The sequence below is a fragment of the Staphylococcus kloosii genome (genome assembly GCF_032139365.1).
GTDB classification, from domain to species: Bacteria; Bacillota; Bacilli; order Staphylococcales; family Staphylococcaceae; genus Staphylococcus; species Staphylococcus kloosii_A.
This window is the reverse complement of the sequence record NZ_JAVTDB010000076.1, coordinates 36793-61646: the sequence shown is the minus strand read 5'-3', so window position 1 is coordinate 61646 and position 24854 is coordinate 36793. Positions and strand designations below refer to the sequence as shown.

The 24854-nt window shown below is 33.2% G+C and carries 18 protein-coding genes; 14 read left to right on the top strand and 4 right to left on the bottom strand.

Annotation, left to right across the window (positions count from 1 at the left end):
- The first annotated feature begins 4 nt into the window (after positions 1-4).
- The 6 genes from lepB (RPL90_RS10440) to RPL90_RS10415 all read left to right on the top strand — a co-directional run bounded on the left by lepB (RPL90_RS10440) (position 5) and on the right by RPL90_RS10415 (position 10340).
- Entirely contained in the window at positions 5-526 is a 522-nt protein-coding gene (gene lepB / locus RPL90_RS10440) for a signal peptidase I (RefSeq protein WP_313548958.1), read from the top strand.
- A gap of 18 nt (positions 527-544) precedes the next feature.
- A complete protein-coding gene (gene lepB / locus RPL90_RS10435; RefSeq protein WP_313548952.1) occupies positions 545-1117 on the top strand; it encodes a signal peptidase I in 573 nt (190 codons plus the stop codon).
- Between the two features lie 129 nt (positions 1118-1246).
- Positions 1247-4720 (top strand): helicase-exonuclease AddAB subunit AddB, encoded by a 3474-nt coding sequence (addB, locus tag RPL90_RS10430; RefSeq protein WP_313548946.1) that lies wholly within the window; start codon positions 1247-1249, stop codon positions 4718-4720.
- Positions 4713-8369, top strand: a complete 3657-nt coding sequence (addA, locus tag RPL90_RS10425) for a helicase-exonuclease AddAB subunit AddA (protein WP_313548942.1) — start codon at positions 4713-4715, stop codon at positions 8367-8369. The genes addB and addA overlap by 8 nt, the downstream gene beginning before the upstream one ends.
- Positions 8370-8613: 244 nt before the next feature.
- Positions 8614-9522 (top strand): fumarylacetoacetate hydrolase family protein, encoded by a 909-nt coding sequence (locus tag RPL90_RS10420; RefSeq protein WP_313548937.1) that lies wholly within the window; start codon positions 8614-8616, stop codon positions 9520-9522.
- A 425-nt stretch (positions 9523-9947) separates the two neighbouring features.
- On the top strand, positions 9948-10340 hold the full coding sequence (locus RPL90_RS10415) for a YisL family protein (RefSeq protein ID WP_313548934.1): 393 nt from the start codon (positions 9948-9950) through the stop codon (positions 10338-10340).
- A 173-nt stretch (positions 10341-10513) separates the two neighbouring features.
- Here RPL90_RS10415 and RPL90_RS10410 read toward each other — a convergent pair whose 3' ends face one another.
- Entirely contained in the window at positions 10514-11836 is a 1323-nt protein-coding gene (locus tag RPL90_RS10410) for a CoA-disulfide reductase (protein WP_313548932.1), read from the bottom strand.
- A 67-nt stretch (positions 11837-11903) separates the two neighbouring features.
- Positions 11904-12746, bottom strand: a complete 843-nt coding sequence (locus RPL90_RS10405; protein WP_313548929.1) for a Cof-type HAD-IIB family hydrolase — start codon at positions 12744-12746, stop codon at positions 11904-11906.
- Between the two features lie 116 nt (positions 12747-12862).
- Between RPL90_RS10405 and RPL90_RS10400 the strand changes: the two genes are divergently transcribed.
- From RPL90_RS10400 to clpB, 3 genes are all read left to right on the top strand, one after another.
- Positions 12863-13171, top strand: a complete 309-nt coding sequence (locus RPL90_RS10400) for a metal-sulfur cluster assembly factor (RefSeq protein ID WP_048792698.1) — start codon at positions 12863-12865, stop codon at positions 13169-13171.
- 197 nt (positions 13172-13368) lie between these two features.
- A complete protein-coding gene (locus RPL90_RS10395) occupies positions 13369-15174 on the top strand; it encodes an acyltransferase family protein (protein WP_313548924.1) in 1806 nt (601 codons plus the stop codon).
- Between the two features lie 201 nt (positions 15175-15375).
- Positions 15376-17991 (top strand): ATP-dependent chaperone ClpB, encoded by a 2616-nt coding sequence (gene clpB / locus RPL90_RS10390; RefSeq protein ID WP_313548921.1) that lies wholly within the window; start codon positions 15376-15378, stop codon positions 17989-17991.
- 41 nt (positions 17992-18032) lie between these two features.
- Here the strand turns inward: clpB and RPL90_RS10385 are convergent, their stop codons facing one another.
- Entirely contained in the window at positions 18033-18227 is a 195-nt protein-coding gene (locus RPL90_RS10385; protein WP_048792701.1) for a YjzD family protein, read from the bottom strand.
- 229 nt (positions 18228-18456) lie between these two features.
- Between RPL90_RS10385 and RPL90_RS10380 the strand changes: the two genes are divergently transcribed.
- The 3 genes from RPL90_RS10380 to RPL90_RS10370 all read left to right on the top strand — a co-directional run bounded on the left by RPL90_RS10380 (position 18457) and on the right by RPL90_RS10370 (position 22184).
- Positions 18457-19398, top strand: a complete 942-nt coding sequence (locus RPL90_RS10380) for a beta-ketoacyl-ACP synthase III (RefSeq protein WP_313548917.1) — start codon at positions 18457-18459, stop codon at positions 19396-19398.
- 11 nt (positions 19399-19409) lie between these two features.
- A complete protein-coding gene (gene fabF / locus RPL90_RS10375) occupies positions 19410-20654 on the top strand; it encodes a beta-ketoacyl-ACP synthase II (protein ID WP_313548914.1) in 1245 nt (414 codons plus the stop codon).
- A 294-nt stretch (positions 20655-20948) separates the two neighbouring features.
- Entirely contained in the window at positions 20949-22184 is a 1236-nt protein-coding gene (locus tag RPL90_RS10370) for an MFS transporter (RefSeq protein WP_313548911.1), read from the top strand.
- Between the two features lie 49 nt (positions 22185-22233).
- Here the strand turns inward: RPL90_RS10370 and RPL90_RS10365 are convergent, their stop codons facing one another.
- A complete protein-coding gene (locus RPL90_RS10365) occupies positions 22234-22608 on the bottom strand; it encodes a DUF3899 domain-containing protein (protein WP_313548906.1) in 375 nt (124 codons plus the stop codon).
- Positions 22609-22852: 244 nt separating this feature from the next.
- Here RPL90_RS10365 and opp3b point away from each other — a divergent pair, with 244 nt between their 5' ends.
- Positions 22853-23779: an oligopeptide ABC transporter permease gene (gene opp3b / locus RPL90_RS10360; RefSeq protein WP_313548902.1), complete on the top strand. Its 927-nt coding sequence runs from the start codon at positions 22853-22855 to the stop codon at positions 23777-23779.
- On the top strand, positions 23779-24846 hold the full coding sequence (gene opp3C / locus RPL90_RS10355) for an oligopeptide ABC transporter permease (protein WP_313548896.1): 1068 nt from the start codon (positions 23779-23781) through the stop codon (positions 24844-24846). Before opp3b ends, opp3C begins: the two co-directional genes overlap by 1 nt.
- The last annotated feature ends 8 nt before the right edge of the window (positions 24847-24854 follow it).

The window sequence follows — 24854 nt, the reverse complement described above, 5'->3', positions numbered from 1 at the left end:
CGCCATGAAAAAAATAATAAATCATTTGATTTCTATTATTTTTGCGATTATTATAGTTTTATTGCTACAAGCATTTGTAATTACAGGCATAGTTATGCACAATAGCAATATGACTCCTATTTTGAAGAGTGGAGATCGTTTAATCGTAAATAAAATAACTACGACTTTTAACCTATTGAAAAACAACGACATTATTATGTATCATCATAATGGACATACTTATGTTGCACGAATTATTGGGGAACCCGGTCAGTCTATCGTCTTTAAAAATGGAAAGTTACGCCGTGATGATAGACATGTAGATGAACCGTATATTAAAAGCAATAACATTGATAATTTGGTGTTACGTCAAATTAAAGGTTCTGAAAGTGATATCGTACCTAGTAACAATTATTTTGTGTTGAATGATCAACGACAAAATAAAGACGATTCAAGAAATTTTGGTTATATTAATAAAAAAGATATCATTGGTGAGGTATCTTTACGGTATTACCCATTTAAGGCATTCACTGTAGATTTTAAATAAATAGATGAGGTGTGAAACGTGAAAAAAGAAATAACTGAATGGATTATATCAATCGTTGTGGCAGTAGCATTGGTATTATTCATTATCAATTTTGTCGCAAAGTCATATACTGTGAAAGGTGACTCGATGGATCCAACATTAAAAGATGGTCAACATGTTATTGTTAACTTATTTGACTATAGATTTAATGATATTAAAAAAGGTAATGTTATCGTATTCCATGCTAATAAAACTGATGACTACGTTAAGCGTGTAATTGGAACGCCAGGAGATAATATCGAATATAAAAAAGATAAATTATATGTTAATGGTCACCAAGTAAAAGAACCATACCTAGACTACAATGAAAAACATAAGCAATATGAATACATTACAGGAAGTTTCAAAACGAAAGATTTACCAAATGCGCATGGTAGTAAAATACCTAAAGGTAAATTATTAGTGTTAGGTGACAACCGTGAAGTAAGTAAAGATAGTCGTTCATTCGGTTTAATAGATAAAGATACAGTAGTAGGTAAAGTATCATTTAGATTTTGGCCATTTAGTGATTTTAAATTTGGCTTCGATCCAGATACGAATTATAATAAATAATAAATAATGAAGAATTAGTTGACATGTACAAGTTTAAAGTTAACTAATTCTTCTTTTTTATACTTATAGCGCACAATGATTTTTTAGCTTGATGTGTTAAAATATGACTCAAAGGAGTGGAGCGAGTTCATGGAATTAAATGCATATATAGGAAGAGCAGGAACAGGAAAATCTCATAAAATGATAGAAACGATTAAAGCGGATATGAAACAAAATCCGTTAGGCGATCCTATTGTTTTAATCGCACCAACACAAAATACATTCCAACTAGAACAAGCATTTGTTAATGATCCAGAATTGAATGGGAGTTTAAGAACCGAAGTGCTACACTTTGAGCGTTTAAGCTATCGTGTCTTTCAAGAAGTTGGGGGACTAATGGAAGAACAATTATCAAAAGCTGCTACACAAATGATGATTTATGATATTATTCAACAACATAAAAATGATTTGAAGTTATATCAATCACAAGTTAAATATTATGGTTTTAGTGAAAAATTATATGAACAAATTCAAGATTTTAAAAAATATGCAGTTTCTCCACAACAACTAGAAGCATATATTGCTGAAAACAACTTACAAACAAGAACGCAACATAAATTACAGGATATCGCTTTAGTTTATAAACAATTAGAGCACCGTATTAATGGTCAATATGTTTCTACTGAAGATACATTACAACGTTTTATCACTATGATGGATCAATCTGAATGGTTAAGTCGTGCACAAATATATATAGATGGCTTCCACAATTTTTCTACATTAGAATATGAAATTATTAAAGGATTAGTTAAGCAATGTCAACAAGTTACAATTCTTTTGACAACAGATGGTGATAAAGATCCATTTAGTTTATATAGAAAGCCATCAGAATCTTTAACACATGTCGAAGCAATCGCTCAAGAACTCAATATTTCATTAAACATCAAGACTTTTTCACAACAGCAAAGATTTGAGAATAAAGATTTACAACACTTAGAACAAAATTTTAACGCCTTACAATTTGAACCACAACAATCACACCAACATCTTAAAATTTATGAGTCGTCTAATATGCGTGAAGAAATAAATGAAATAGCACGTCAAATTTTACGTGAAAATAGGGAATTAGGCAGACGGTTCCAAGATATCGCAATTTTATATAGAGATGAATCTTATGCTTATTTAATAGAGTCAATCTTTCCACAATATGATATTCCTTATCATATTGATTTGAAAAAGCCGATGACACATCATCCGGTAATGGAAATGTTCCGCTCGTTAATCGAAGTGTTACAAACGAATTGGCGTTTTGAACCGTTGATGCGTCTGTTTAAAACGGATGTATTAACTCAAAATGTAGCACATAGTGATTATCTTATTAGTATCTTAGAAAATTTCGTGTTAGAACGAGGTATATATGGTAAGCGTTGGTTAGATGACAAATATTTTGATATTGAACGTTTTAATAAGATGGGCATCAAGCGTCAACCTTTGACCGATGAGGAACGTGAAACTTTTGAACGTGTTGTTAAATTGAAAGACAATGTCGTTAATAAAATTATGGCGTTTGAAGAACGATTGGGCGATGCGCAAACTGCGGTTGATTTCGCACGTTCATTTTATGAAGCAATCGAATCTTTTGACTTACCGAGTCAACTAATGGCAGAAAGAGATAGATTAGATGCTACACAACTACATACAGAAGCGGAAGAGTTAGACCAAGTATGGAATGGATTTATTCAAACATTAGATGATTTAGTTTCTGTGTTCAAAGAACAACAAATGTCGAAAACAAGATTTTTAGAACTGTTAGATATTGGTTTAGAACAGTTAGAGTTTAGAATGATTCCCCAAATGATAGATCAAGTAAGTGTAGGGACAATGGACTTAGCTAAAGTAGACAATAAAGCTAAAGTTTACCTTGTTGGTGTTAATGACGGGGTCATACCTCAATCAGTGCAAGCATCTGGATTAATGACAGATGATGAAAAGAAATATTTCCAAACACAGTCCCAACTTGAACTAAGTCCTACAGCTGACATCTTACAAATGGATGAGGCTTTCGTGTGTTATATTGCGATGACAAGAGCACATACAGATGTCACATTTTCTTATAGCTTAATGGGCACAAGTGGAGATGAAAAGGAACTGAGTCCTTTTATTACACAAATTCAAGCACTGTATAGTAATTTAGAAATTCAAAATATACATCATTTACATCAAATGAATCCTTTAACGTTAATGGAGCATCCACATCAAACGAAAATTGCGCTGTTTGAAGCTTTAAAAGCATGGTTAGATGATGAAATTGTCGCTGAAACGTGGTTAGATACATACCAAGTTATGCAAAATGATGAACGTTTAAATCAAGGTTTAGATTATCTACTAACGGCATTAACTTATGATAATGAAACGGTGCAATTAAGTGAATCTTTATCTAAATCATTATATGGAGAGAAAATTAATGCGAGTGTGTCTCGTTTCGAAGGATATTTGGCTTGTCCATTTAAACATTTTGCGTCACATGGATTACGTTTGAATGAACGCACTAAATACAAATTAGAAAACTTTGATTTAGGAGATATTTTCCACCAAGTATTAAAGTATATTTCAGAGCAAGTTAACGGTCAATTTAACAAATTAACACATAAGGCAATCCATGAATTGACGACAAAAGCACTAGAAGAAATATTACCGGAAGTGCAATTTAATGTGCTTAACTCCACGGCATATTATCGTTATTTATCTCAACGTATTGGCGCAATAGTAGAAACGACATTAACGGCACTTCAGTATCAAGGCAGCCATTCTAAATTTATTCCGACAAAATTTGAAGCAAGCTTTAGAAAAAATCCTAAAAATAATGAAGAACTATATGCGCAACCCCTTGTGACACGTCAAGGTGTGCCAATCAATATTAGAGGTCAAATTGACCGCATTGATACTTACACCAAAAATGATGAAAGCTTTGTTAATATTATCGATTATAAATCGTCAAAATATAGTGGCACTTTAGATTTAACAAAAGTATACTATGGCATGCAAATGCAAATGATGACGTATATGGATATTGTATTGCAAAATAAAACGCGTTTAGGGTTGAATAAAGTTACGAAACCGGGCGGCTTATTATACTTCCACGTGCATGAACCACGAATTAAATTAGCTTGGAAAGAACTGCAAGAAGAAAAAAGGACATCCGAATTTTTAACTGCATTTAAATTAAATGGGTTATTAAACAGTGATACCAATGTATTAGATGCGTTGGATGATAGAATTGAACCAAGTTATACTTCCGACATTGTACCAGTAGGATTGAAAAAAGATGGCACTGTTAAAAGTAGTAGTAAAGTGGCAGACGAATCAACGATTTATAAATTTATTGCTCATAATAAACAAAACTTTATAGATACTGCAACGAATATTATGGATGGTCATACAGAAGTCGCTCCACTTAAATATAATCAAACATTACCATGTCAATATTGTAACTATAAATCTGTCTGTCACGTTGATGGTATGATTGATCAAAAACGTTACCGTCAAGTAGACGAAACCATCAACCCTCTTGAAGCAATTCAACAAGTTGAGATAGAAAGTGAGGAAGACGAGCAAAATGATTAATATACCAACAAAGCCAAGTAATGCACAATGGACCGATAATCAATGGAAAAGTATTTATGCTAAAAATCAAGATATTTTAGTGGCTGCAGCCGCTGGTTCAGGGAAAACTGCGGTATTAGTAGAACGCATTATTCAACGCATATTACGTGATGAATTAGATGTTGATCGCATGCTCGTCGTTACCTTTACTAATGCTAGTGCGCGTGAAATGAAACATCGAGTCGAAAATAGAATTAAAGAAGCTGCTTTAGAAGACCCGTCGAATGAACATTTAAAAAGTCAACGCGTCAAGATTCACCAAGCACAAATTTCAACATTACACAGCTTTTGTTTAAAATTAATTCAACAGCATTATGATGTGTTAGATGTGGATCCAAACTTTAGAACGAGTAGCGAAGCGGAAAACATATTACTATTAGAACAAACAATTGATGAAGTGTTAGAACAGCACTATAACAAATTAGATGCTGATTTTGTAGACTTAACAGAACAACTGTCATCCGATAGAAATGATGAACAGCTGAGAGAAATTATTAAACAGTTATATAACTTTAGTGTAGCCAATCCTTATCCTTTTGAATGGTTAAATTCGCTTGCAGAACCATATCACAATGAAGACCAACAAGACAACTTGTTACAATTACTCAGTGACTTGGCTAAAATATTTTTAACTTCGGCAGAAGAATCAATAAATAAAAGTTATGATTTATTTATGATGTTAGAAGAGGTTGATAAGCAAGTAGGTGTTGTGCAAAGAGAACGTCAATTTTTAACGCAAGCCATGGAAGATGGCGTATTAAACACTGAATTAATTGCGAACCATCAATTTGAGCCGCGTTTTCCTGCTAAAAATAAAAAAATTAAAGAAGCTAATGAAGCAAACATAGCAGCATATGATAGTGCTAAAGCGCATTATGACAACTACAAGTCTTTAGTGACAAAAGTGCAGGATGATTATTTCTCAAGAGATGCAGATAGTCTTAAAAGCGATATGCAACAATTAAAACCACGTGTGCGTTATTTGGCTCAAATTACAGCCGATGTTATTGAACAATTTAATCACAAAAAAAGAACTAGTAATCTTATTGATTTTGCTGATTATGAGCATTTTGCGTTGAAAATATTAACAAATGAAGACGGTACACCATCTGAAATAGCACAACAATTAGCTACACAAATTGATGAAATACTCGTAGATGAATATCAAGATACGAATAGAGTACAAGAGCATATTTTAGCTTGTATTAAAAAAGGAAACGATCATAATGGTAATTTATTTATGGTTGGGGACGTCAAACAATCAATTTATAAATTTAGACAGGCTGACCCTAGTTTGTTTATAGAAAAGTATAATCGCTTTAATGTAGAAGGTAAAAATAGTGGTTTACGTATTGATTTGTCCCAAAATTTCAGATCGCGTAAAGAAGTATTAAGCACGACTAACTATTTATTTAAGCATATGATGGATAGCCAAGTAGGTGAAATTGAATATGATGAAGCAGCACAATTATATTATGGTGCCAACTTTGATGATGCTAATGTACCATTGCACCTAGACATGTTAATAGAAGATGGTGAATCTGATTTAACAGGTGCTGAGCAAGAAGCTGAATACATCGTCCAACACGTACAACAAATTATGAACGAACGTGAAGTTTATGATGTGAAGTTAGGCAAGTATCGTCAACCTACATATAAAGATATTGTGATTTTAGAACGATCATATGGTCAGGCTAGACGTATCCAACAAGCCTTTAAGGACCATGACATTCCTTTCCATGTAAATAGCAAAGAAGGCTATTTCGAACAGACTGAAGTGCGATTGATATTGTCATTTTTAAGAACTGTCGACAATCCTTTGCAAGATATTTATTTAGTTGGGTTAATGCGTTCTGTAATTTATCAATTTACTGAAGATGAATTATCTAATATTAGAGTGTTTAGCCCTAACGATGATTATTTCTATCAATCAATTCATAATTATATGAATAATGCACTTGCTAATAAAAAGCTCGTACAAAAATTGCAATACTTTATGGACGACTTAGCTATGTATCAAACCTATAGTCAAAGTCATCCAGTTTACCAATTAATTGATAAATTTTACAATGATCATTTTGTTATTCAATATTTTAGTGGATTAATTGGCGGTAAAGGTAGAAGAGCTAATTTATATGGTTTGTTTAATAAAGCAATAGAATTTGAAAACTCAAGTTTCAGAGGATTGTATCAATTTATTCGTTTTATTGACGAATTAATAGAGCGCGGTAAAGATTTTGGTGAAGAAAATGTAATTGGACCGAATGATGATGTAGTACGAATGATGACAGTCCATAGTAGTAAAGGACTAGAGTTCCCATTTGTAATATATTCAGGACTTTCAAGAAAATTCCGAAGGGACGCTTTAAGTAAACCTGTCATTTTAAATCAACAATATGGTTTAGGAATGAGTTATTTTAATGTCCAACAAAACGTAAGTTATCCTTCGTTGGCTTCTGTTACTTTAAAAGCTATTGCAGAAAAAGAATTAATTTCTGAAGAGATGAGACTTATCTACGTTGCATTAACGAGAGCAAAAGAACAATTGTATTTGATTGGTAGAGTGAAAGATAGTAAAGAATTGGAACAATGGGAGCAAGTATCAGTTTCCAATGATTATTTACCTGTGAGTTATAGATTGACGGCTCAGCGACCCATAGACCTTATCTACACAATATTAGCAAAATATCAATCAACTGCTATTCCAGCAGATCTTCAATTCGAAAAAGATATCGATGCGTTAGACGCGAGTATAAGACCGAATGTGAATATTAACATTCACAATTATGAAGATATCGCTAGTGAATATGTCGCTGACACATCATCGCAACGTACTGTTCATGATATATTAAACGAAGCAACAAATGATAAAACGTTACAAGCGCAAATTCATGAACAATTAAGTTATGAATATCCATATCAAAAAGACATGCATAAAGCGTCTAAACAATCTGTTTCAGAATTGAAGCGACAACTCGAAACTGAAGAAGCGGGTACGGATTACAATCGTGTTAGACAATATCGTGTTGGTTCAACTACGTATGAACGACCAAACTTTTTAAATCATTATACCAAGCGTAAGGCAAATGAAATTGGAACTTTAATGCATACGGTTATGCAACATTTACCGTTCAAAGCAGAACGATTAAATACTGAAGAAGTGAACGCATATATCGATGACTTAATTAGCAAAAACATCATAGCTGAAGATGCTAAACAAGACATCAACATTACTGAAATAGAACAATTTATTGACAGTGATTTATATTTAGCTATCGCTAATAGCGACGCAGTATATAGAGAATTACCATTCATTGTAAATCAAGGCAGAGTTGATCACGTACCAGAGGATGAAGCAGATAGTTCTATAATTCAAGGTATGATAGATTTAATTTTCGTAAAAGAGGGTTTGTATTATTTTGTAGATTATAAAACAGACGCTTTTAATCGACGTAGAGGTATGACCGATGAAGAAATAGGTAAACAACTAAGAAATCGTTATAACATACAAATGACTTATTATAAAAACACTTTAGAAACAATATTAAATACAGAAGTGAAAGGTTATTTATATTTCTTTAAATATGGTCAATTATCATTAGATGAATAAAGGTTAACTGATAGTTACGAATACTTCTGGAGCGTTTAAATTACACCGAAATATACATTTTCTTTAAAAATTAACGCATAAAAAATTGAACTTAGGGAAAGATGAATAATAATAGGATACGATTGTGTTATTCATTAGATTTGATGTTAAATTTTAATGATTTCAACCTATTCATTTATTTGTTATTTACTTAAAATTATAGTTATAATATGAAGTAAGTTAAAAGTTGAGGAGCTGATATTGAATGAAATTTTTATCATTCAGACATGAAGGACAAACATCCTATGGCGTTAAAGTAAAACGTGAAGAAGCAGCATGGGATTTAAAACGTGTATTTGCAGACTTTGCTGAAGGTGAATTTCATCCGAAGACGTTGTTAAATGGTTTACAACAAAATCAATTAGTTGATTTCCAAGAACAAGTTAGAAAAGCAGTAGTCGCTGCTGAAGATAGTGGTAATGGTGATAATTATAAAGTGCCATTTTCAGATATAGAATTTTTACCACCAGTAACACCAACGAATAATGTGATTGCTTTTGGACGTAATTATCAAGATCATGCTAATGAATTAAATAATGAAGTTCAACGTTTATATGTCTTTACTAAAGCGGCATCTTCATTAACTGGTGATAACAGCACAATACCAAATCATAAAGATATTACTGATCAATTAGATTATGAAGGTGAGTTAGGTATTGTTATCGGTAAAGATGGTGAAAAAATTCCTAAAGGCTTAGCTTTAGACTATGTTTATGGTTACACTATAATCAATGATGTGACTGATCGTACTGCACAAAAAACGCATGCGCAAGCTTTCTTATCTAAAAGTTTAACAGGCGGTTGCCCAATTGGACCATATATCGTAACTAAAGATGAATTACCAACACCTGAAGACGTTAATATCGTCACTAAAGTAAATAACGAAATACGTCAAGATGGCAATACTAGCCAAATGATTTTAAAAATAGATGAACTTATAGAAGAAATTTCTAAATATGTAGCCTTACATCCGGGAGATATTATTGCTACAGGAACGCCAGCTGGTGTAGGTGCAGGTATGAATCCACCTCAATTTTTACAACCAGGTGATGAAGTAAAAGTAACAATCGATAATATTGGCACATTAACAAATTATATTGCTATAGATGAATAATGGGTATATGACGAGTCTGGGACATAATTCCTAACTCAAATTAAATAACACCTCATTCTACTGATTTATTCAGTATAAATGAGGTGTTATTTTTTATAATCTACGATTTTGTCGTGCATGCTTGCCTTGATGTAGGATAGTATGGCTCGAACCTGTAGTCTCTCACTCATACGATTCCCTCAGGCGTCAGCACTTTACAAAAGCGTTACAAATTTCCAATTTTATACAAAAAAAGCACGCTCATATAATTTAATTAATCATGACAAAAACAAATTAACGAGGTGCCTTATGTATAGAGGTTATAACATGCCAAAATATTTCCGTCTCGTAATCGTTTGTTCATCAGTAATCAAAAAGACCGATTGAGTAATAGGGGATATATGATAAAATAGCTGTAGAAAGATAAAGTTGTGTGGAGGGATAGCATGATACACATGCACATACTAAGTTGGGTATTAGCGATTATTTTATTTTTCGCTGCTTACTTTAACTTATCACAGACGCAAGGGCCAACACCTTTCTATAAACCAGTACATATGTTGTTAAGACTATTTATGGTTTTGGTGTTGTTCTCAGGATTATGGTTACTTATCCAAGAGTTTTCAGCTGGAAGCAATGGTGGAGGCCATATGTTATTAACATTTAAAATGGTAGGCGGTTTTGCAGCAATTGCTTTAATGGAAGTGACATTAATTAAAAGAAAAAAAGGGCAACCGACGACAAGTTTGTTATGGTGGACAATAATTGTTATCGTCATCACTATGGCATTAGGCGTTATTTTACCATGGGGACCAATAACAAAGCTTTTCGGGCTATAATTAAAAAGTGTGGATATTGTGACCACTTTAAATGGCAATCAATGTATTTGATTTATAAATGCGTTGATTGTTTTTTTTCATCTATAATGCTTTTGACAATGTATAAAACAATGTTTATAAATAAATACAAAAAAATCAATTTCTACAAAAAGTAGAAATTGATTATAAATATTTTATTTTTCACGCGCGGAGTAACCAATGAGATTAATTAAATCTTTAGGATGGCTATAAGGTGGGGCATAAGCTGTTTCAACTTCTGTCAATTCATCGACGGTTAGGCCATGCATCATTGCCATTGTTAGAATGTCTATCCGTTTATCTACATCCGCTAAGCCTGTTGCTGCTGCGCGAATAATTTTCCTAGTCTGTTTATCGAAATACACACGCAAGTGTATTTTACTATTTCCTGGGTAATAATTCGCATGCTTACCAGCATTAATTTCAAGCATCTCATAATCAAAGTTTGATAATTCTTGTGGATTTACGCCCGAACTAGCTAATGTATAATCAAAAAATTTAACGATATTAGCGCCAAGATATCCTTTGAACCGAATATCACTGTTACCAGCGATTTGTTCAGCAATGATACTTGCTCCACGATGTGCGCCCCAAGCAAGTGGTACATGTGCACGTAAATTCACATGTCTATAATGTGATGTAATAATATCGCCTAATGCATATATACTCTCCACGTTAGTTTCGAATTTATCATTGACAGGGATGTATCCTTTATCGTCAAGTCGTACATTTGATGATTTAACAAAGTCAGAATTTGGTGTAATACCTACACCAGTAATAATGATGTCGTATGATGCTTCCTTTCCAGATTTAAAGGTAACTTTATTGCCATCAACTTTACTTATTTCTTCATTTAAATGGTAGGTGATGTTTCTATTGTTTAATTCATCAAAAATAGGCTGATTCATATCTTGGTCCATTAATTTATTGACTTGAGTTGAACGATGAATAAGTGTCGTGTCAATTCCACGATAATGTAGATTATCTAAAACTTCTAAGCTTATATAGCCAGCACCTACGACTAAGGCACTTTGAACATTATTAGTGGTAATAAAGTTTTCGATAGCGTCAGTATCTTCCATATTGCGTAAAGTAAATACAATATCACTATTTAAAGGTAGCGTATTTGCACTACAACCTGGGCTTAATATTAATTTATCGTAGGGTACTATTGTGCTTTCTGAAGTTAAGTGATTATAAACTGACACTGTTTGATTTACATCATCAATCGCGGTAACTTCATGGTGCGTTTTAACAGTAATATTTTTCTTTTCATAGAAAGCTTCAGGTGTTGTAGCAAGTAGTTTATCTCTTGAATCGACGACATTGCCAAGATAGTACGGTAAACCACAATTGGCAAAACTCATGTCTCTATCTTTTTCGAAAATAGTAATGTTACTTTGTTTATCTATTCTACGTATTTGACTTGCGACAGTTGCACCTCCCGCTACAGCGCCTACGACAATTATCTCGGTCATATAATAACCTCCTACTAATGGTAAGTATAAAATTTAGTGATTGGTAATAAATGTTAAAATTCTAAAATTATACTTTACTATTTATATATTGTTCCTGTTTAATGTTTAACTTAAAGAAGTCATTTAGATAATGAGCAACGCCATCTTCATTATTAGTAAATGTAGTAGCATTGGCTATATTTTTTAAATCAGTTAAACCGTTACCCATAGCAATGCCGTGCTCTGCGTATTTAATCATTTCTAAATCATTGTCTTCGTCACCAAAGGCGATAATGTGTTGTTGATCAATGTCTAAGTGTGATGTTGATGTTTCTATACCACGTGCTTTGTTGATGTTTTTACCTACGATTTCAATTACTGGAAAAGGTGAGCCCCAGCGACGATGTTCTATGCTTTCTGTATAAAAGCTTGATAACATTTGCTTAATCCTAGGAATCATTACTTCTTCAGCTTCTACTAAAATTGACGTAGGTGACGTATTTAAATTTTGTAGTAAATTACCAGTTTCTATTTTAGGATTACCCATTGAAAAACCGTCAAATAATTTTTGGTCAAAATTTTCGATAAATACATGGTCTTTAATTTCGGCTATCATATTACTAACACCATAGTCTTTTAAAGATTGAATGATACTTGTAGCTAAGTTTAAATCAAGTACTTGATGTTGTTCTTTAAACGCTTTGTTTTTAGGGTGGTGAACGTACGCACCATTAAAATTGACGATAGGTGTATCCATATTTAATTCATGGTAATATATTTGACTTGCACGGTATGGACGACCTGTAGCAATCATTAATTTATGGCCTTGTGCTTGTAAAACAGTTAGTACTTTTTTTGTGTAAGGTGTAATGATTTTTTCATCATTTAATAACGTTCCGTCTAAATCTAGACAAATTAAATAAGGTTGCATAACTTTCTCCTTGAAATGAGTATATTAGATTGTAACAACATCATAGCATTTTATTGGCGTTTTGTAAGATATTTGATATATTGTTAAGTAAGATTAAATACAAAGAGGTGAGACAAATGGATGAAGGTTTAAAAGATAATATTTTAAATGCCTTAGAAATGGTAATTGACCCTGAGTTAGGTATTGATATCGTTAACTTAGGTTTAGTATATAAAGTAGATGTAGACGATGAAGGTTTATGTACGGTAGAAATGACATTGACTTCTATGGGCTGTCCTCTTGGACCGCAAATTATTAATCAAATTAAGATGGTATTAGCTGAATTACCTGAAATTCAAGACACAGAAGTAAATATCGTATGGAATCCACCATGGGATAAAGAAATGATGTCTCGCTATGCAAAAATAGCATTAGGTATTGGATAATAATTTAATTGATACATGATAAAGCTTAGATGATAATTGCAGTCATTTGTGATTATTATCTAAGCTTTTTATGTTTAAAAGTAGAAGATTTAAATTTTAGTTGTGCAATTCATTAAAATAATTGCAATTTCATTACAAAAACATTACAATTTATAAATGCCTGACATTCAATAAATTTTAAGGAAAGATGTTTATTAATGAAAACAAACAATACAACTAACAATCGTAAACGTTATCCTAAACGCTATATGCCTGGTTTAGATGGATTAAGAGCGATTGCCGTTATTGGTATTATAATTTATCACTTAAATAAGCAATGGCTTAGTGGTGGCTTTTTAGGTGTTGATACCTTTTTCGTGATTTCTGGGTATCTTATTACCAGCTTATTACTTAGCGAATATGAAGCAACAGGAACGATTAAAATAAAGCAATTTTGGCTCAGACGTATACAACGACTATTACCAGCTGTGTTGATTTTAATTTTTACAGTTATCATAGCTACTCTTATTTTTAAACCTTCTCACATTGTCCAAATTAAACACGACGCATTTGCAGCCCTTTTCTATATGTCAAACTGGTGGTACATAGTAACTGATGTAAATTATTTTGAACAATTTGCATTTATGCCATTGAAACATTTATGGTCATTAGCTATTGAGGAACAGTTTTACTTATTTTTCCCATTCATTTTAATATTATTATTATTTAAATTTAAAAGTTATAAAAAAGTAACGCTTATATTATGGATTGTGTCGCTATTATCATTCATTTTGATGATCACAATTTCACTAATGACGACGGGAAATTCACGTGTTTATTTCGGTACTGATACACGTTTACAAACAATATTATTAGGAGTGATTTTAGCTTTTGCTTGGCCTCCATTTAAATTAAATGCTCAACCACCAAAAATTTTACAAATAATAATTGGTGCTGTTGGAACAAGTGCGTTGCTTATTTTAATAACTTTATTTTTCACTGTGGAGGATGACAGTGCGTGGATTTATCATGGTGGCTTTTATTTGATTTCAGCCCTTACTTTATTAATTATTGCAAGTGCCGTACATCCTTCAAATATTTTTGCTCGCGTATTAGGCAATAAAGCATTTGTATACATAGGGCAAAGATCATATAGTTTATATCTCTGTCATTTTCCTATAATAAGCTTTATTCATTCATATTACGTAGCAGGGCAATACCCGCTTTATGTCTTTGTTTTGGATATGATGCTAACTGTCGCTTTTGCAGAAATATCATACAGATATATAGAAGTACCATTTAGAAAACATGGATTCCGTATATTTAGCTTTAACCGCTTATTAAAGAGTTCTTTAATTAGAACAATTGTTGCATTATGTGTTTGTGTGCCTACGATATTAGTATTTTTAGGCGCTTTCGACAAATTAGGTAAAGATGATATAACACATAAAAAAACAACATTTCAGTCAACTCATAATGATAAGAAACTTGTAAAACCCAAACATATAGATAACAATGAAGCTACAGATAAGCAATCGACATCTAAAAAAGATGTAAAAGATTTATCTCCATTATTATTAGGCGATTCTGTAATGGTAGATATTGGAGATACATTCAAAGACAAAGTACCTCATGCAGATATAGATGGCAAGGTAGGAAGAAACTTATATGAAGCATTGCCATTAGTTACTAGTCAGTATAAAGATAAAAGTCAAAAGGGTGACCAAGTTGTGCTCGAATTGGGTACGAATGGAGATTTTAGTAAGCGTCAATTAAATGAATTAATTAAAAGATTAGGTGAGGCAAATATTTATTTAATTAATGTTAGAGTGCCAAGACCGTACGAACAACATGTGAATGATGTGCTAGCTCAAGCTGCTAAAGAACATTCAAATGTTAAATTAATAAATTGGTATGAAGCTTCAGAAGGTCATACTGAATACTTTGCTCCAGACGGCATCCATTTGGAACAAAAAGGTGTAGATGCGTTAACAGAACAAATCATTAATGCGCTAAAAAAATAACAGTAAACCGGTAATCGTGTACGTTAAACGTTACCGGTTTATATATATCGTAATGAGGAAATAAATATGATAAGAATGATGTAATTTTTAATGCTTTCGAGTTGATTCTTTATACAAAAGGGTCTATAATAAAACTAAGGTCAAAGAAAGTCAAAGTCAAAAATAATTTGATCTAACGCTAATTGTATAGGGGTGAAAATATTGGATATAAATCAAATGACCTACAAAGTGCAAAGCGTATTACAAAATGCGGTTGAGCAAGCTCAAACATATGAATTACAAAATATTGAAATTGAAGCCATACTCATATCAGCAATGTCTGAAACTGATAGTTTATATCATAATGTTTTAGAAAGAGCCAATATTGATACAGAACAATTGACAACACAATATGAAAATAAATTAAAAAATTATCCTTCTGTGCAAGGAGATAATATTCAATACGGACAGTACATTAGTCCAAAAGCAAATGAGCTTTTGACTAAAGCCGAATCATATATGAAAGACTATGATGATGAATATATATCTATGGAACATCTACTGTTAGCTGCAATAGCAATAGACGACACAACAAAACAAGCAGTAGCAAATAAAGCAGAAGTAGTAACAGAAATTATTAAAAAAATTAGAGGAGGGAATCACGTGACATCACAAAATCCAGAAGTAAACTATGAAGCTCTAGAGAAATATGGACGTGATTTAGTTGAAGAGGTCCGTCAAGGTAACATGGACCCTGTTATAGGTAGAGATGAAGAAATTCGAAACGCTATAAGAATTTTAAGCAGAAAAACGAAAAATAACCCAGTATTGATCGGTGAACCTGGTGTAGGTAAAACTGCGATAGTTGAAGGCTTAGCGCAAAGAATCGTACGTAAAGACGTTCCAGAATCATTACTTGATAAAACAATCTTTGAATTAGATTTAAGCGCACTTGTAGCCGGCGCTAAATATCGCGGTGAATTTGAGGAACGATTAAAAGCAGTACTTAAAGAAGTTAAAGATTCAGATGGCAGAATTATTCTATTTATCGACGAAATACACATGCTCGTTGGTGCAGGTAAAACAGAAGGAGCAATGGATGCTGGCAACATGTTAAAACCAATGCTAGCTAGAGGGGAATTACATTGTATCGGTGCGACAACTTTAAATGAATATCGTGAATATATCGAAAAAGATTCTGCATTAGAACGTCGTTTCCAAAAAGTAAATGTTTCAGAACCAGATGTTGAAGACACAATTTCTATTTTAAGAGGTCTAAAAGAACGTTATGAAGTATATCATGGTGTTAGAATTCAAGACCGTGCATTAGTGGCTGCGGCTGAATTGTCAGATCGTTATATTACAGATCGTTTCTTACCGGATAAAGCTATCGACTTAGTCGACCAAGCTTGTGCGACGATTCGTACTGAAATGGGTTCAAATCCAACAGAATTAGACCAAGTTAATCGTCGCGTAATGCAATTAGAAATCGAAGAAAGTGCACTGAAAAATGAATCTGATAATGCGAGCAAACAACGTTTACAAGAATTACAAGAAGAATTAGCTAACGAAAAAGAAAAACAAGCTGAAATTTCGTCTCGTGTAGAACAGGAAAAAGAAAAAATTGCAAAACTTCAAGAAAAACGTACAGAACTTGATGAAAGTAGAAAAGCACTAGAAGATGCTGAAAATAATTATGATTTAGCACGTGCTGCAGAATTACAACACGGTAAAATTCCTGAATTAGAAAAAGAATTAAGAGCGTTAGAAGCAGCATTTCAAGATGAACAAAATGAAGACAATGACCGCATTATAAGAGAAATCGTTTCTGACGAAGAAATTGGTGATATTGTCAGTGCTTGGACAGGTATTCCAGTTTCAAAATTAGTTGAAACAGAACGCGAAAAACTTTTAAACTTAGCTGATATTTTACATGAACGCGTTGTGGGTCAACATAAAGCAGTAGACTTAGTATCTGACGCAGTAGTAAGAGCGCGTGCAGGTATTAAAGATCCTCAAAGACCTATAGGTAGTTTCCTATTTTTAGGACCAACGGGTGTAGGTAAAACTGAGTTAGCTAAGTCATTAGCCTCAACTTTATTTGATTCAGAAAAGCATATGATTCGCATTGACATGAGTGAATATATGGAAAAACATTCAGTGTCACGTTTAATTGGAGCGCCTCCTGGTTATGTAGGCCATGATGAAGGTGGTCAATTAACCGAATCAGTGCGTCGTAATCCATATTCCGTAATTTTGTTAGACGAAATAGAAAAAGCTCACAGCGACGTATTCAATGTGTTACTTCAAATATTAGATGACGGTCGCTTAACTGATTCTAAAGGTAGAAACGTTGATTTCAAAAACACAATCATTATTATGACGAGTAACATTGGTTCACAAGTCTTACTTGAGAATGTGAAAGATACTGGTGTTATTACAGAAACAACTGAAAAGGCTGTGATGGAGAGTTTAAATCAATACTTTAAACCAGAAATATTAAACCGTATGGATGATATAGTATTATTCAAACCATTATCAGTCGATGATATGGGTATGATTGTAGATAAATTATTAACACAATTAAACATTAGATTATTAGATCAACGCATATCTATTGAGGTTTCAGATGAAGCGAAAGAATGGTTAGGTAAAGAAGCGTACGAACCACAATTTGGTGCACGACCATTAAAACGTTTCATTCAATCTCAAATTGAAACACCATTAGCACGAAAAATGATAAGAGAAAACTTACCTGAAGGAACTGTCGTAAATGTTGATTTAACTGAAGATGGATTAACTTTCGACATAGAAAATAACGAAGCAACTAATGTGTAAGTACAAAAAAGACACCAACATGTTTAACATGTTGGTGTTTATTAATGTTCATTTTTAGTTTGGTTGTTCTTAGGTTTGATTACTAAATCAAATAACATTATAAGAATGGTGAAAATAACAGCGATAATAATAGGTGTAACAAAGTTTAATGCTCCGCCACCCTCTAGACTATTTAAGACAAAATTAACCATTTCTAATAATACGATTGCCCAAACCAATACTGCGAGGTATTTCATTAGTAATGCCTCCAATAATTTATATATAATTACATTATAATTAAAAGAGTGATATTTGTATAGTATAAATCGCTTACATCGTTATTTTTGCTTTGAGATAATAGGGCGTGTAATTTATAATGTATAAAGCATAATTACTTTTGCAGCAAGATAAGTTCTTGTATTTAGATTAAAATTTATGTTAAATTAATACCTGGTATTAAAATCGAAAATAAGAAGGTGTACGACCATGAATGTGGGTATTAAAGGTTTTGGGGCTTACGCACCTGAAAATGTTGTAGACAATGCCTATTTTGAATCATTTTTAGAAACTTCAGACGAATGGATTTCAAAAATGACAGGTATAAAAGAAAGAAGATGGGCCAATGAAGATGAAGATACATCTGATTTAGCTTACAAAGCAAGTTTAAAAGCAATTGAAGACGCTGGAATTAAAGCGACTGATATAGATATGATTATGGTTGCTACTTCAACAGGAGACTACGCTTTTCCAACTGTAGCAAACATGTTGCAAACTAAATTAGGCATAGGTAAAGTTGCTTCTATGGATCAATTAGCCGCTTGTAGTGGCTTTATGTACGCTATAATTAATGCGCAACAATTTATAAAATCAGGCGATTATAAAAATATTTTAGTTGTAGGTGCTGATAAATTATCTAAAATAACTGATATGACAGACCGTTCGACAGCAATTCTTTTTGGCGATGGCGCCGGTGCTGCTATAATTGGTGAAGTATCTGAGGGTAGAGGCATATTAAGTTATGAACTTGGTTCAGATGGTTCAGGTGGAGAATATTTATATTTAAATCCAGAAAATGGTAAAATTTTCATGAACGGTCGAGAAGTATTTAAGTTCGCGGTGAGAATTATGGGCGAGGCTTCGAATAAGGCTGTTGCTAAGGCAGGCTTACAACCAGAAGATGTTGATATGTTTGTGCCGCATCAAGCTAACATACGTATTATGGAGTCTGCACGTGAACGTTTAGGACTAGATAAATCTAAAATGAGTGTTTCTGTAAATAAATATGGAAATACGTCTGCTGCATCGATACCATTAAGTGTGGCTCAAGAATTAGAAAATAATAAAATAAAAGATGATGATGTCCTTGTTTTTGTAGGATTTGGTGGTGGCCTTACTTGGGGTGCCATTACATTAAGATGGGGTAAATAGGAGGTAAATTTATGAGTAAAGCACAACGTGTCGTTATTACGGGTGTAGGTGTCTTATCACCAATTGGTAATGATGCCAAAACTTCTTGGGAAAATGCTTTGAATGGCGTTAACGGAATAGATAAAATAACTCGCATTGATACAGATCCTTATAATGTGCATTTAGCAGGTGAATTAAAGGATTTCAATATTGAGAACTTTATTGAGAAAAAAGAAGCGAGACGTATGGATCGTTTCACTCAATATGCGTTAGTTGCGGCTAGAGAAGCGGTGCAAGATGCTAAGTTAGAAATTAATGAAGATAATGCTAACAATATCGGTGTTTGGATTGGTGCTGGTATTGGTGGTATGGAAACATTTGAAAATGCGCATAATACATTATTAAATAAAGGACCTAGACGTGTTAGTCCTTTCTTCGTTCCGATGTTAATTCCAGATATGGCGACAGGACAAGTTTCAATAGACCTAGGTGCTAAAGGACCTAATGGTTCAACAGTTACAGCTTGTGCAACTGGAACCAACTCAATTGGTGAAGCATTCAAAATTATACAACGTGGCGATGCTGATGCCATGATCACAGGTGGTACCGAAGCGCCGATTACTGATATGGCAATAGCTGGCTTTAGCGCAAGTCGTGCATTATCAACAAATGACGACCCTGAAACAGCTTGTAGACCATTCCAAATTGGTCGTGATGGCTTCGTTATGGGCGAAGGTGCTGGAATAGTTGTACTTGAATCATTAGAAGCTGCTCAGGCAAGAGGGGCTAATATTTATGCAGAAGTTGTGGGTTACGGTTCAACAGGTGATGCTTATCATATTACTGCGCCAGCACCAGAAGGTGAAGGCGGTTCACGTGCAATGCAAGCAGCAATTGAAGATGCTGGTATCGAAGCTAAAGATATTCAATATTTAAATGCGCACGGAACGAGTACACCAGTAGGCGATTTAACAGAAGTACAAGCAATTAAAAATACATTCGGTGACGCTGCTAAATCACTTAAAGTGAGTTCAACGAAATCAATGACTGGTCACTTATTGGGTGCAACAGGTGGTATTGAAGCAATTTTCTCAGCATTATCTATTAGAGATAGTCGTATTGCGCCAACAATTCACGTTGAATCACCTGATCCAGAATGTGATTTAGACTTCGTACCTAACACAGCACAAGACATAGACATTACTTATGCTATGAGTAACAGTTTAGGCTTTGGTGGGCACAACGCTGTATTAGTATTTAAAAAATTTAGTGAATAATTGATATAAAAGTAGAGTCTGAGACATCATAGTTGTCCGTAGGCTCTACTTTTATATGGGCAGTAGGTGACTGAATTGAACATGCGCTTATATCAAGCTGCTTTCAACGCTAGTCATCCATGCCGGGGTGGGGCTACAAAATCTTCTTATAAAAATAAGATTTTTGCCCCGCTCCTTTTTAGTTTATAGCATTAAAGTGGCATTTAATTGTGCGATATAAAGCATGTTTTCATAACTCGTAATTAATGATAAGATAAGCTAACTACTAAAGGGCGGTACAGAGGTGTATACAACATGGGGAGATTTTCTACATTATCTACAACTTTACAAACGAGATTACTGGCCGATTTTGTGCTTATTATTGCGAGTCAGGCGATTATGCCATTTATCGCACTTTATTTAACGAGTAAAGTTAATGCGGTGTTTGCAGGGACATTTTTAATCATCAATATTATCGTTGGTTTCTTGGTCACTTTTATTGGTGGTTACATAGGTGATAATTTGTCGCGGAGGAAAGTATTAAATTGGGCGCATATTTTGTATGCAGTGTGTTTAATTATTCTAAGTATAACTGTGACGATGGATGGTATTGGGTTGGTCATATTCTGCATTGTTATTTTTCTTTTCGAATTATTGTTCGCTGCGAGTGAACCTGTTTTCGAGGCGGCCGTAATGGATGCAATTTATGAAGAAGTAAGAGAATATGTTTATCAATTAATGTATTGGATGTTTAATATTGGCACGGCTATCGGCATGATGATAGGTGCTTTGTTATATTTAAGTCATAAACGGTTGTTATTCATATTATTTTTAGTTGCTATGTTAATCAGTTGGTATTTATTTGCTAAATTTTATCAAGTAGGACAAGTATTTAAACAAAAAGATGATTTAACGTCAAAATTAAAGCACTTTTTACAAAGCTATCACATAGTAATCAAAGATAAGTATTACATGATATTAACATTAGGCTATTTAATGGTTATGATGGCGGAATTAAGCTTAAATTCTTATGTTGTCGTGAGATTAAAAAAACAATTCGAACCATTTCAGTTACTTGGGTTTACGGTTGATGGCGTAAGAATGTTTACGTTAATTATGATTATTAATACAGTTGTGGTAGCGACTTTGACTTTTACTGTTAATAAAATGATAGCAAGTACTTCTAAAAAAGACGTTTTTAAAATTGGTATCGTATTGTATACGCTTGGTTATGCTATTCTGACGTCTTCGAATAATGTATGGGTGCTGTGTTTATTTGCGATAATAGCGACGTTAGGTGAATTAATTTATTCTCCTATCCAAAATGCACGTCGATTCTTAATGATTCCAAACGTTCAAAGAAGTACATACGCAACTTTTAATATGGTTTCTAACAATGGAGCGCAAATTTTAGCTAGATTCGGTTTAATACTTGGTGCATTTTTAGCGCCTTGGATGATGTCCATCTATGTTGCTGCTGTAGTATTAATAGGCTTTATTTTGTTATACTATGCCTTGTTTATGAATCCTAATATAGATGAATCAAGCTAATAATAATAAATGGAGTGACGATATCAATACGATGTCGTTACTCCATTTTTTATATTAAGAAACTGATAATAATAGTAATAGCAAAATAGCTTAAATTGATCAAAAAGGCATATTTGACCCATGATGTGACGATATAATTGTCTTTTTTTACTTGTTGCGGATTGAAAAAGTCATCGTTTGACATAGATGCACGCTGTTTTTTTGTGGAAAATTGATATTTTAATTTACGGAAACCATAACTTGTTACGTCAAACACACCATCTTGTACAATAATGAGCACGAAAGTAATGATACTTATTACGGCTGATGTATAAAATAATATATTTAAAAAATCTATAAAAGATTTTTCGCTGAAAAACCATATTAAACAAGAACATAGTGGCGCTAATAAAATCCAAATTATTAATGTACGTAGTAACTGCATAAAAATCCTCCCAAACCTTAGTATATTAATTGTAACCGAATGCAAATTAAAACTGAATAGATTTTTATATGAAGAATAAAATAAGCTGATAATTCAAAAATATTTCGTTGATATAAATTGTTTGCTTTAATAATGTGAAGCAAAACTATATTGATTAATACGTAAAAGAAATATATAATAATATTAATATTTCTGAAAATTATGAAAGGAATGTTAATTTTGAAAAGTTAAGGGGGATGAATTTATGATTAAATATGTTTTAAAACGATTAGGTTATATGGTGTTGTCATTGTTTATTATTATTACAATCACCTTTTTCCTAATGAAGCTTATGCCAGGTTCACCATTTAATGATCAAAAATTAAATGATGAACAAAAACACATACTGAATGAAAAATATGGGTTGAATGATCCAGTTGCAGTACAGTATGGTCATTATTTGAAAAACGTTGTAACTGGAGATTTCGGTAATTCGTTCCAATATAATAATCAACCAGTTTGGGACTTAGTTAAACACAGATTAGTACCATCGATGGAAATGGGTCTTTCAGCAATGGTTATAGGCATTGTGTTAGGTCTGTTTTTAGGAGTAGTTGCTGCGGTACGGCAAAACACTTGGGTAGACTATACTGCCACCGTAATATCGGTTATTGCAGTGTCAGTACCATCATTCGTATTAGCCGTATTATTACAATACGCATTCTCAGTAAGATTGAATTGGTTTCCAGTAGCAGGTTGGGAAGGCATTTCAACAGCTGTACTACCATCATTAGCACTTTCAGCTACTGTTTTAGCAACCGTTGCGAGATACATAAGAGCAGAGATGATAGAGGTATTAAGTTCCGATTATATTTTAATGGCTAGAGCGAAAGGGAACTCTACGATGAGAGTATTATTCGGACATGCGTTAAGAAATGCATTGATACCAGTTATTACAATAATCGTACCTATGTTAGCAGGAATTTTGACAGGGACATTAACAATTGAAAATATTTTTGGTGTGCCTGGTCTAGGGGATCAATTTGTTCGTTCTATAACTACAAACGATTTTCCAGTGATTATGGCGACAACTATATTATTTAGTACATTATTCATTGTTTCTATCTTCATTGTAGACATATTATATGGCGTGATTGATCCACGTATACGTGTACAAGGAGGTAAGAAATAATGTCAGAAAATAAAAATAATTTCGAAAATAATGAACCTTCTAACGCTGTAATGGCAAATGCCTCAAATGCTATTATGGCCGAGGACTTTGTACGTAGTAATACAGATATAGAGAAAGAACCTGAGATTCAAAGAGAAAGTAAAAACTTTTGGCAAGATGCTTGGAGCCAATTAAAAAGAAATAAATTAGCTGTAGTTGGGATGATTGGATTAATTGTAATTATTATCTTAGCATTTGTTGGCCCAATGATTAGTTCACATGGTTATGCAGATCAAAATGTGCAAGGAAGAAATTTGCCACCTAAAGTGCCAGTGTTAGATAAAGTGTCTTTTTTACCATTCGATGGTGAAGGCGCGCAAGGTGTAAATGCTTATAAAGAGGCTGGCGTTAAACAAAACTATTGGTTTGGAACAGACCAATTAGGAAGAGATTTATGGACAAGAACTTGGCAAGGGACACAAGTATCATTGTTTATCGGTGTCGTGGCTGCCTTATTAGATATTTTTATCGGTGTGGTCTATGGTGCGATTTCAGGATTTTTTGGCGGAAGAATTGATAATATTATGCAACGTATCATTGAAATTATTGCCTCAATACCTAACTTAATCGTCGTTATTTTATTCGTATTAATATTTGAACCATCAATTTGGACAATTATTTTAGCGATGGCTATTACCGGTTGGATAGGGATGAGCCGTGTCGTACGTGGAGAATTTTTAAAATTAAAAACACAAGAATTTGTATTAGCTTCTAAAACATTAGGTAGTTCAAAGACTAAATTAATTTTTAAACATATTTTGCCTAATACATTAGGTTCAATAGTTGTAACTTCAATGTTTACTGTGCCAAGTGCAATCTTCTTCGAGGCATTTTTAAGTTTTATCGGTATTGGTGTTCCGGCGCCTAGAACTTCTCTTGGTTCGCTCGTGAACGATGGACGTTCTATGTTACTCATAAACCCACACGAATTATTTATACCGGCAATTATTTTAAGTTTATTAATTTTATTTTTCTATCTATTTAGTGACGGCTTACGCGATGCGTTTGACCCTAAAATGCGTAAATAACAAAGGAG

What these genes read in the sequence shown, in the direction of transcription:
- RPL90_RS10415 (WP_313548934.1), top strand. Translation starts at nt 9,948, where the DNA reads ATGATACACATGCACATACTAAGTTGGGTATTAGCGATTATTTTATTT.
- RPL90_RS10365 (WP_313548906.1), bottom strand. Translation starts at nt 22,608, where the DNA reads ATGCAGTTACTACGTACATTAATAATTTGGATTTTATTAGCGCCACTA.
- RPL90_RS10380 (WP_313548917.1), top strand. Translation starts at nt 18,457, where the DNA reads ATGAATGTGGGTATTAAAGGTTTTGGGGCTTACGCACCTGAAAATGTT.
- lepB (WP_313548958.1), top strand. Translation starts at nt 5, where the DNA reads ATGAAAAAAATAATAAATCATTTGATTTCTATTATTTTTGCGATTATT.
- fabF (WP_313548914.1), top strand. Translation starts at nt 19,410, where the DNA reads ATGAGTAAAGCACAACGTGTCGTTATTACGGGTGTAGGTGTCTTATCA.
- addB (WP_313548946.1), top strand. Translation starts at nt 1,247, where the DNA reads ATGGAATTAAATGCATATATAGGAAGAGCAGGAACAGGAAAATCTCAT.
- RPL90_RS10385 (WP_048792701.1), bottom strand. Translation starts at nt 18,227, where the DNA reads ATGAAATACCTCGCAGTATTGGTTTGGGCAATCGTATTATTAGAAATG.
- addA (WP_313548942.1), top strand. Translation starts at nt 4,713, where the DNA reads ATGATTAATATACCAACAAAGCCAAGTAATGCACAATGGACCGATAAT.
- RPL90_RS10405 (WP_313548929.1), bottom strand. Translation starts at nt 12,746, where the DNA reads ATGCAACCTTATTTAATTTGTCTAGATTTAGACGGAACGTTATTAAAT.
- RPL90_RS10395 (WP_313548924.1), top strand. Translation starts at nt 13,369, where the DNA reads ATGAAAACAAACAATACAACTAACAATCGTAAACGTTATCCTAAACGC.
- opp3b (WP_313548902.1), top strand. Translation starts at nt 22,853, where the DNA reads ATGATTAAATATGTTTTAAAACGATTAGGTTATATGGTGTTGTCATTG.
- RPL90_RS10420 (WP_313548937.1), top strand. Translation starts at nt 8,614, where the DNA reads ATGAAATTTTTATCATTCAGACATGAAGGACAAACATCCTATGGCGTT.
- RPL90_RS10400 (WP_048792698.1), top strand. Translation starts at nt 12,863, where the DNA reads ATGGATGAAGGTTTAAAAGATAATATTTTAAATGCCTTAGAAATGGTA.
- RPL90_RS10410 (WP_313548932.1), bottom strand. Translation starts at nt 11,836, where the DNA reads ATGACCGAGATAATTGTCGTAGGCGCTGTAGCGGGAGGTGCAACTGTC.
- RPL90_RS10370 (WP_313548911.1), top strand. Translation starts at nt 20,949, where the DNA reads ATGGGGAGATTTTCTACATTATCTACAACTTTACAAACGAGATTACTG.
- opp3C (WP_313548896.1), top strand. Translation starts at nt 23,779, where the DNA reads ATGTCAGAAAATAAAAATAATTTCGAAAATAATGAACCTTCTAACGCT.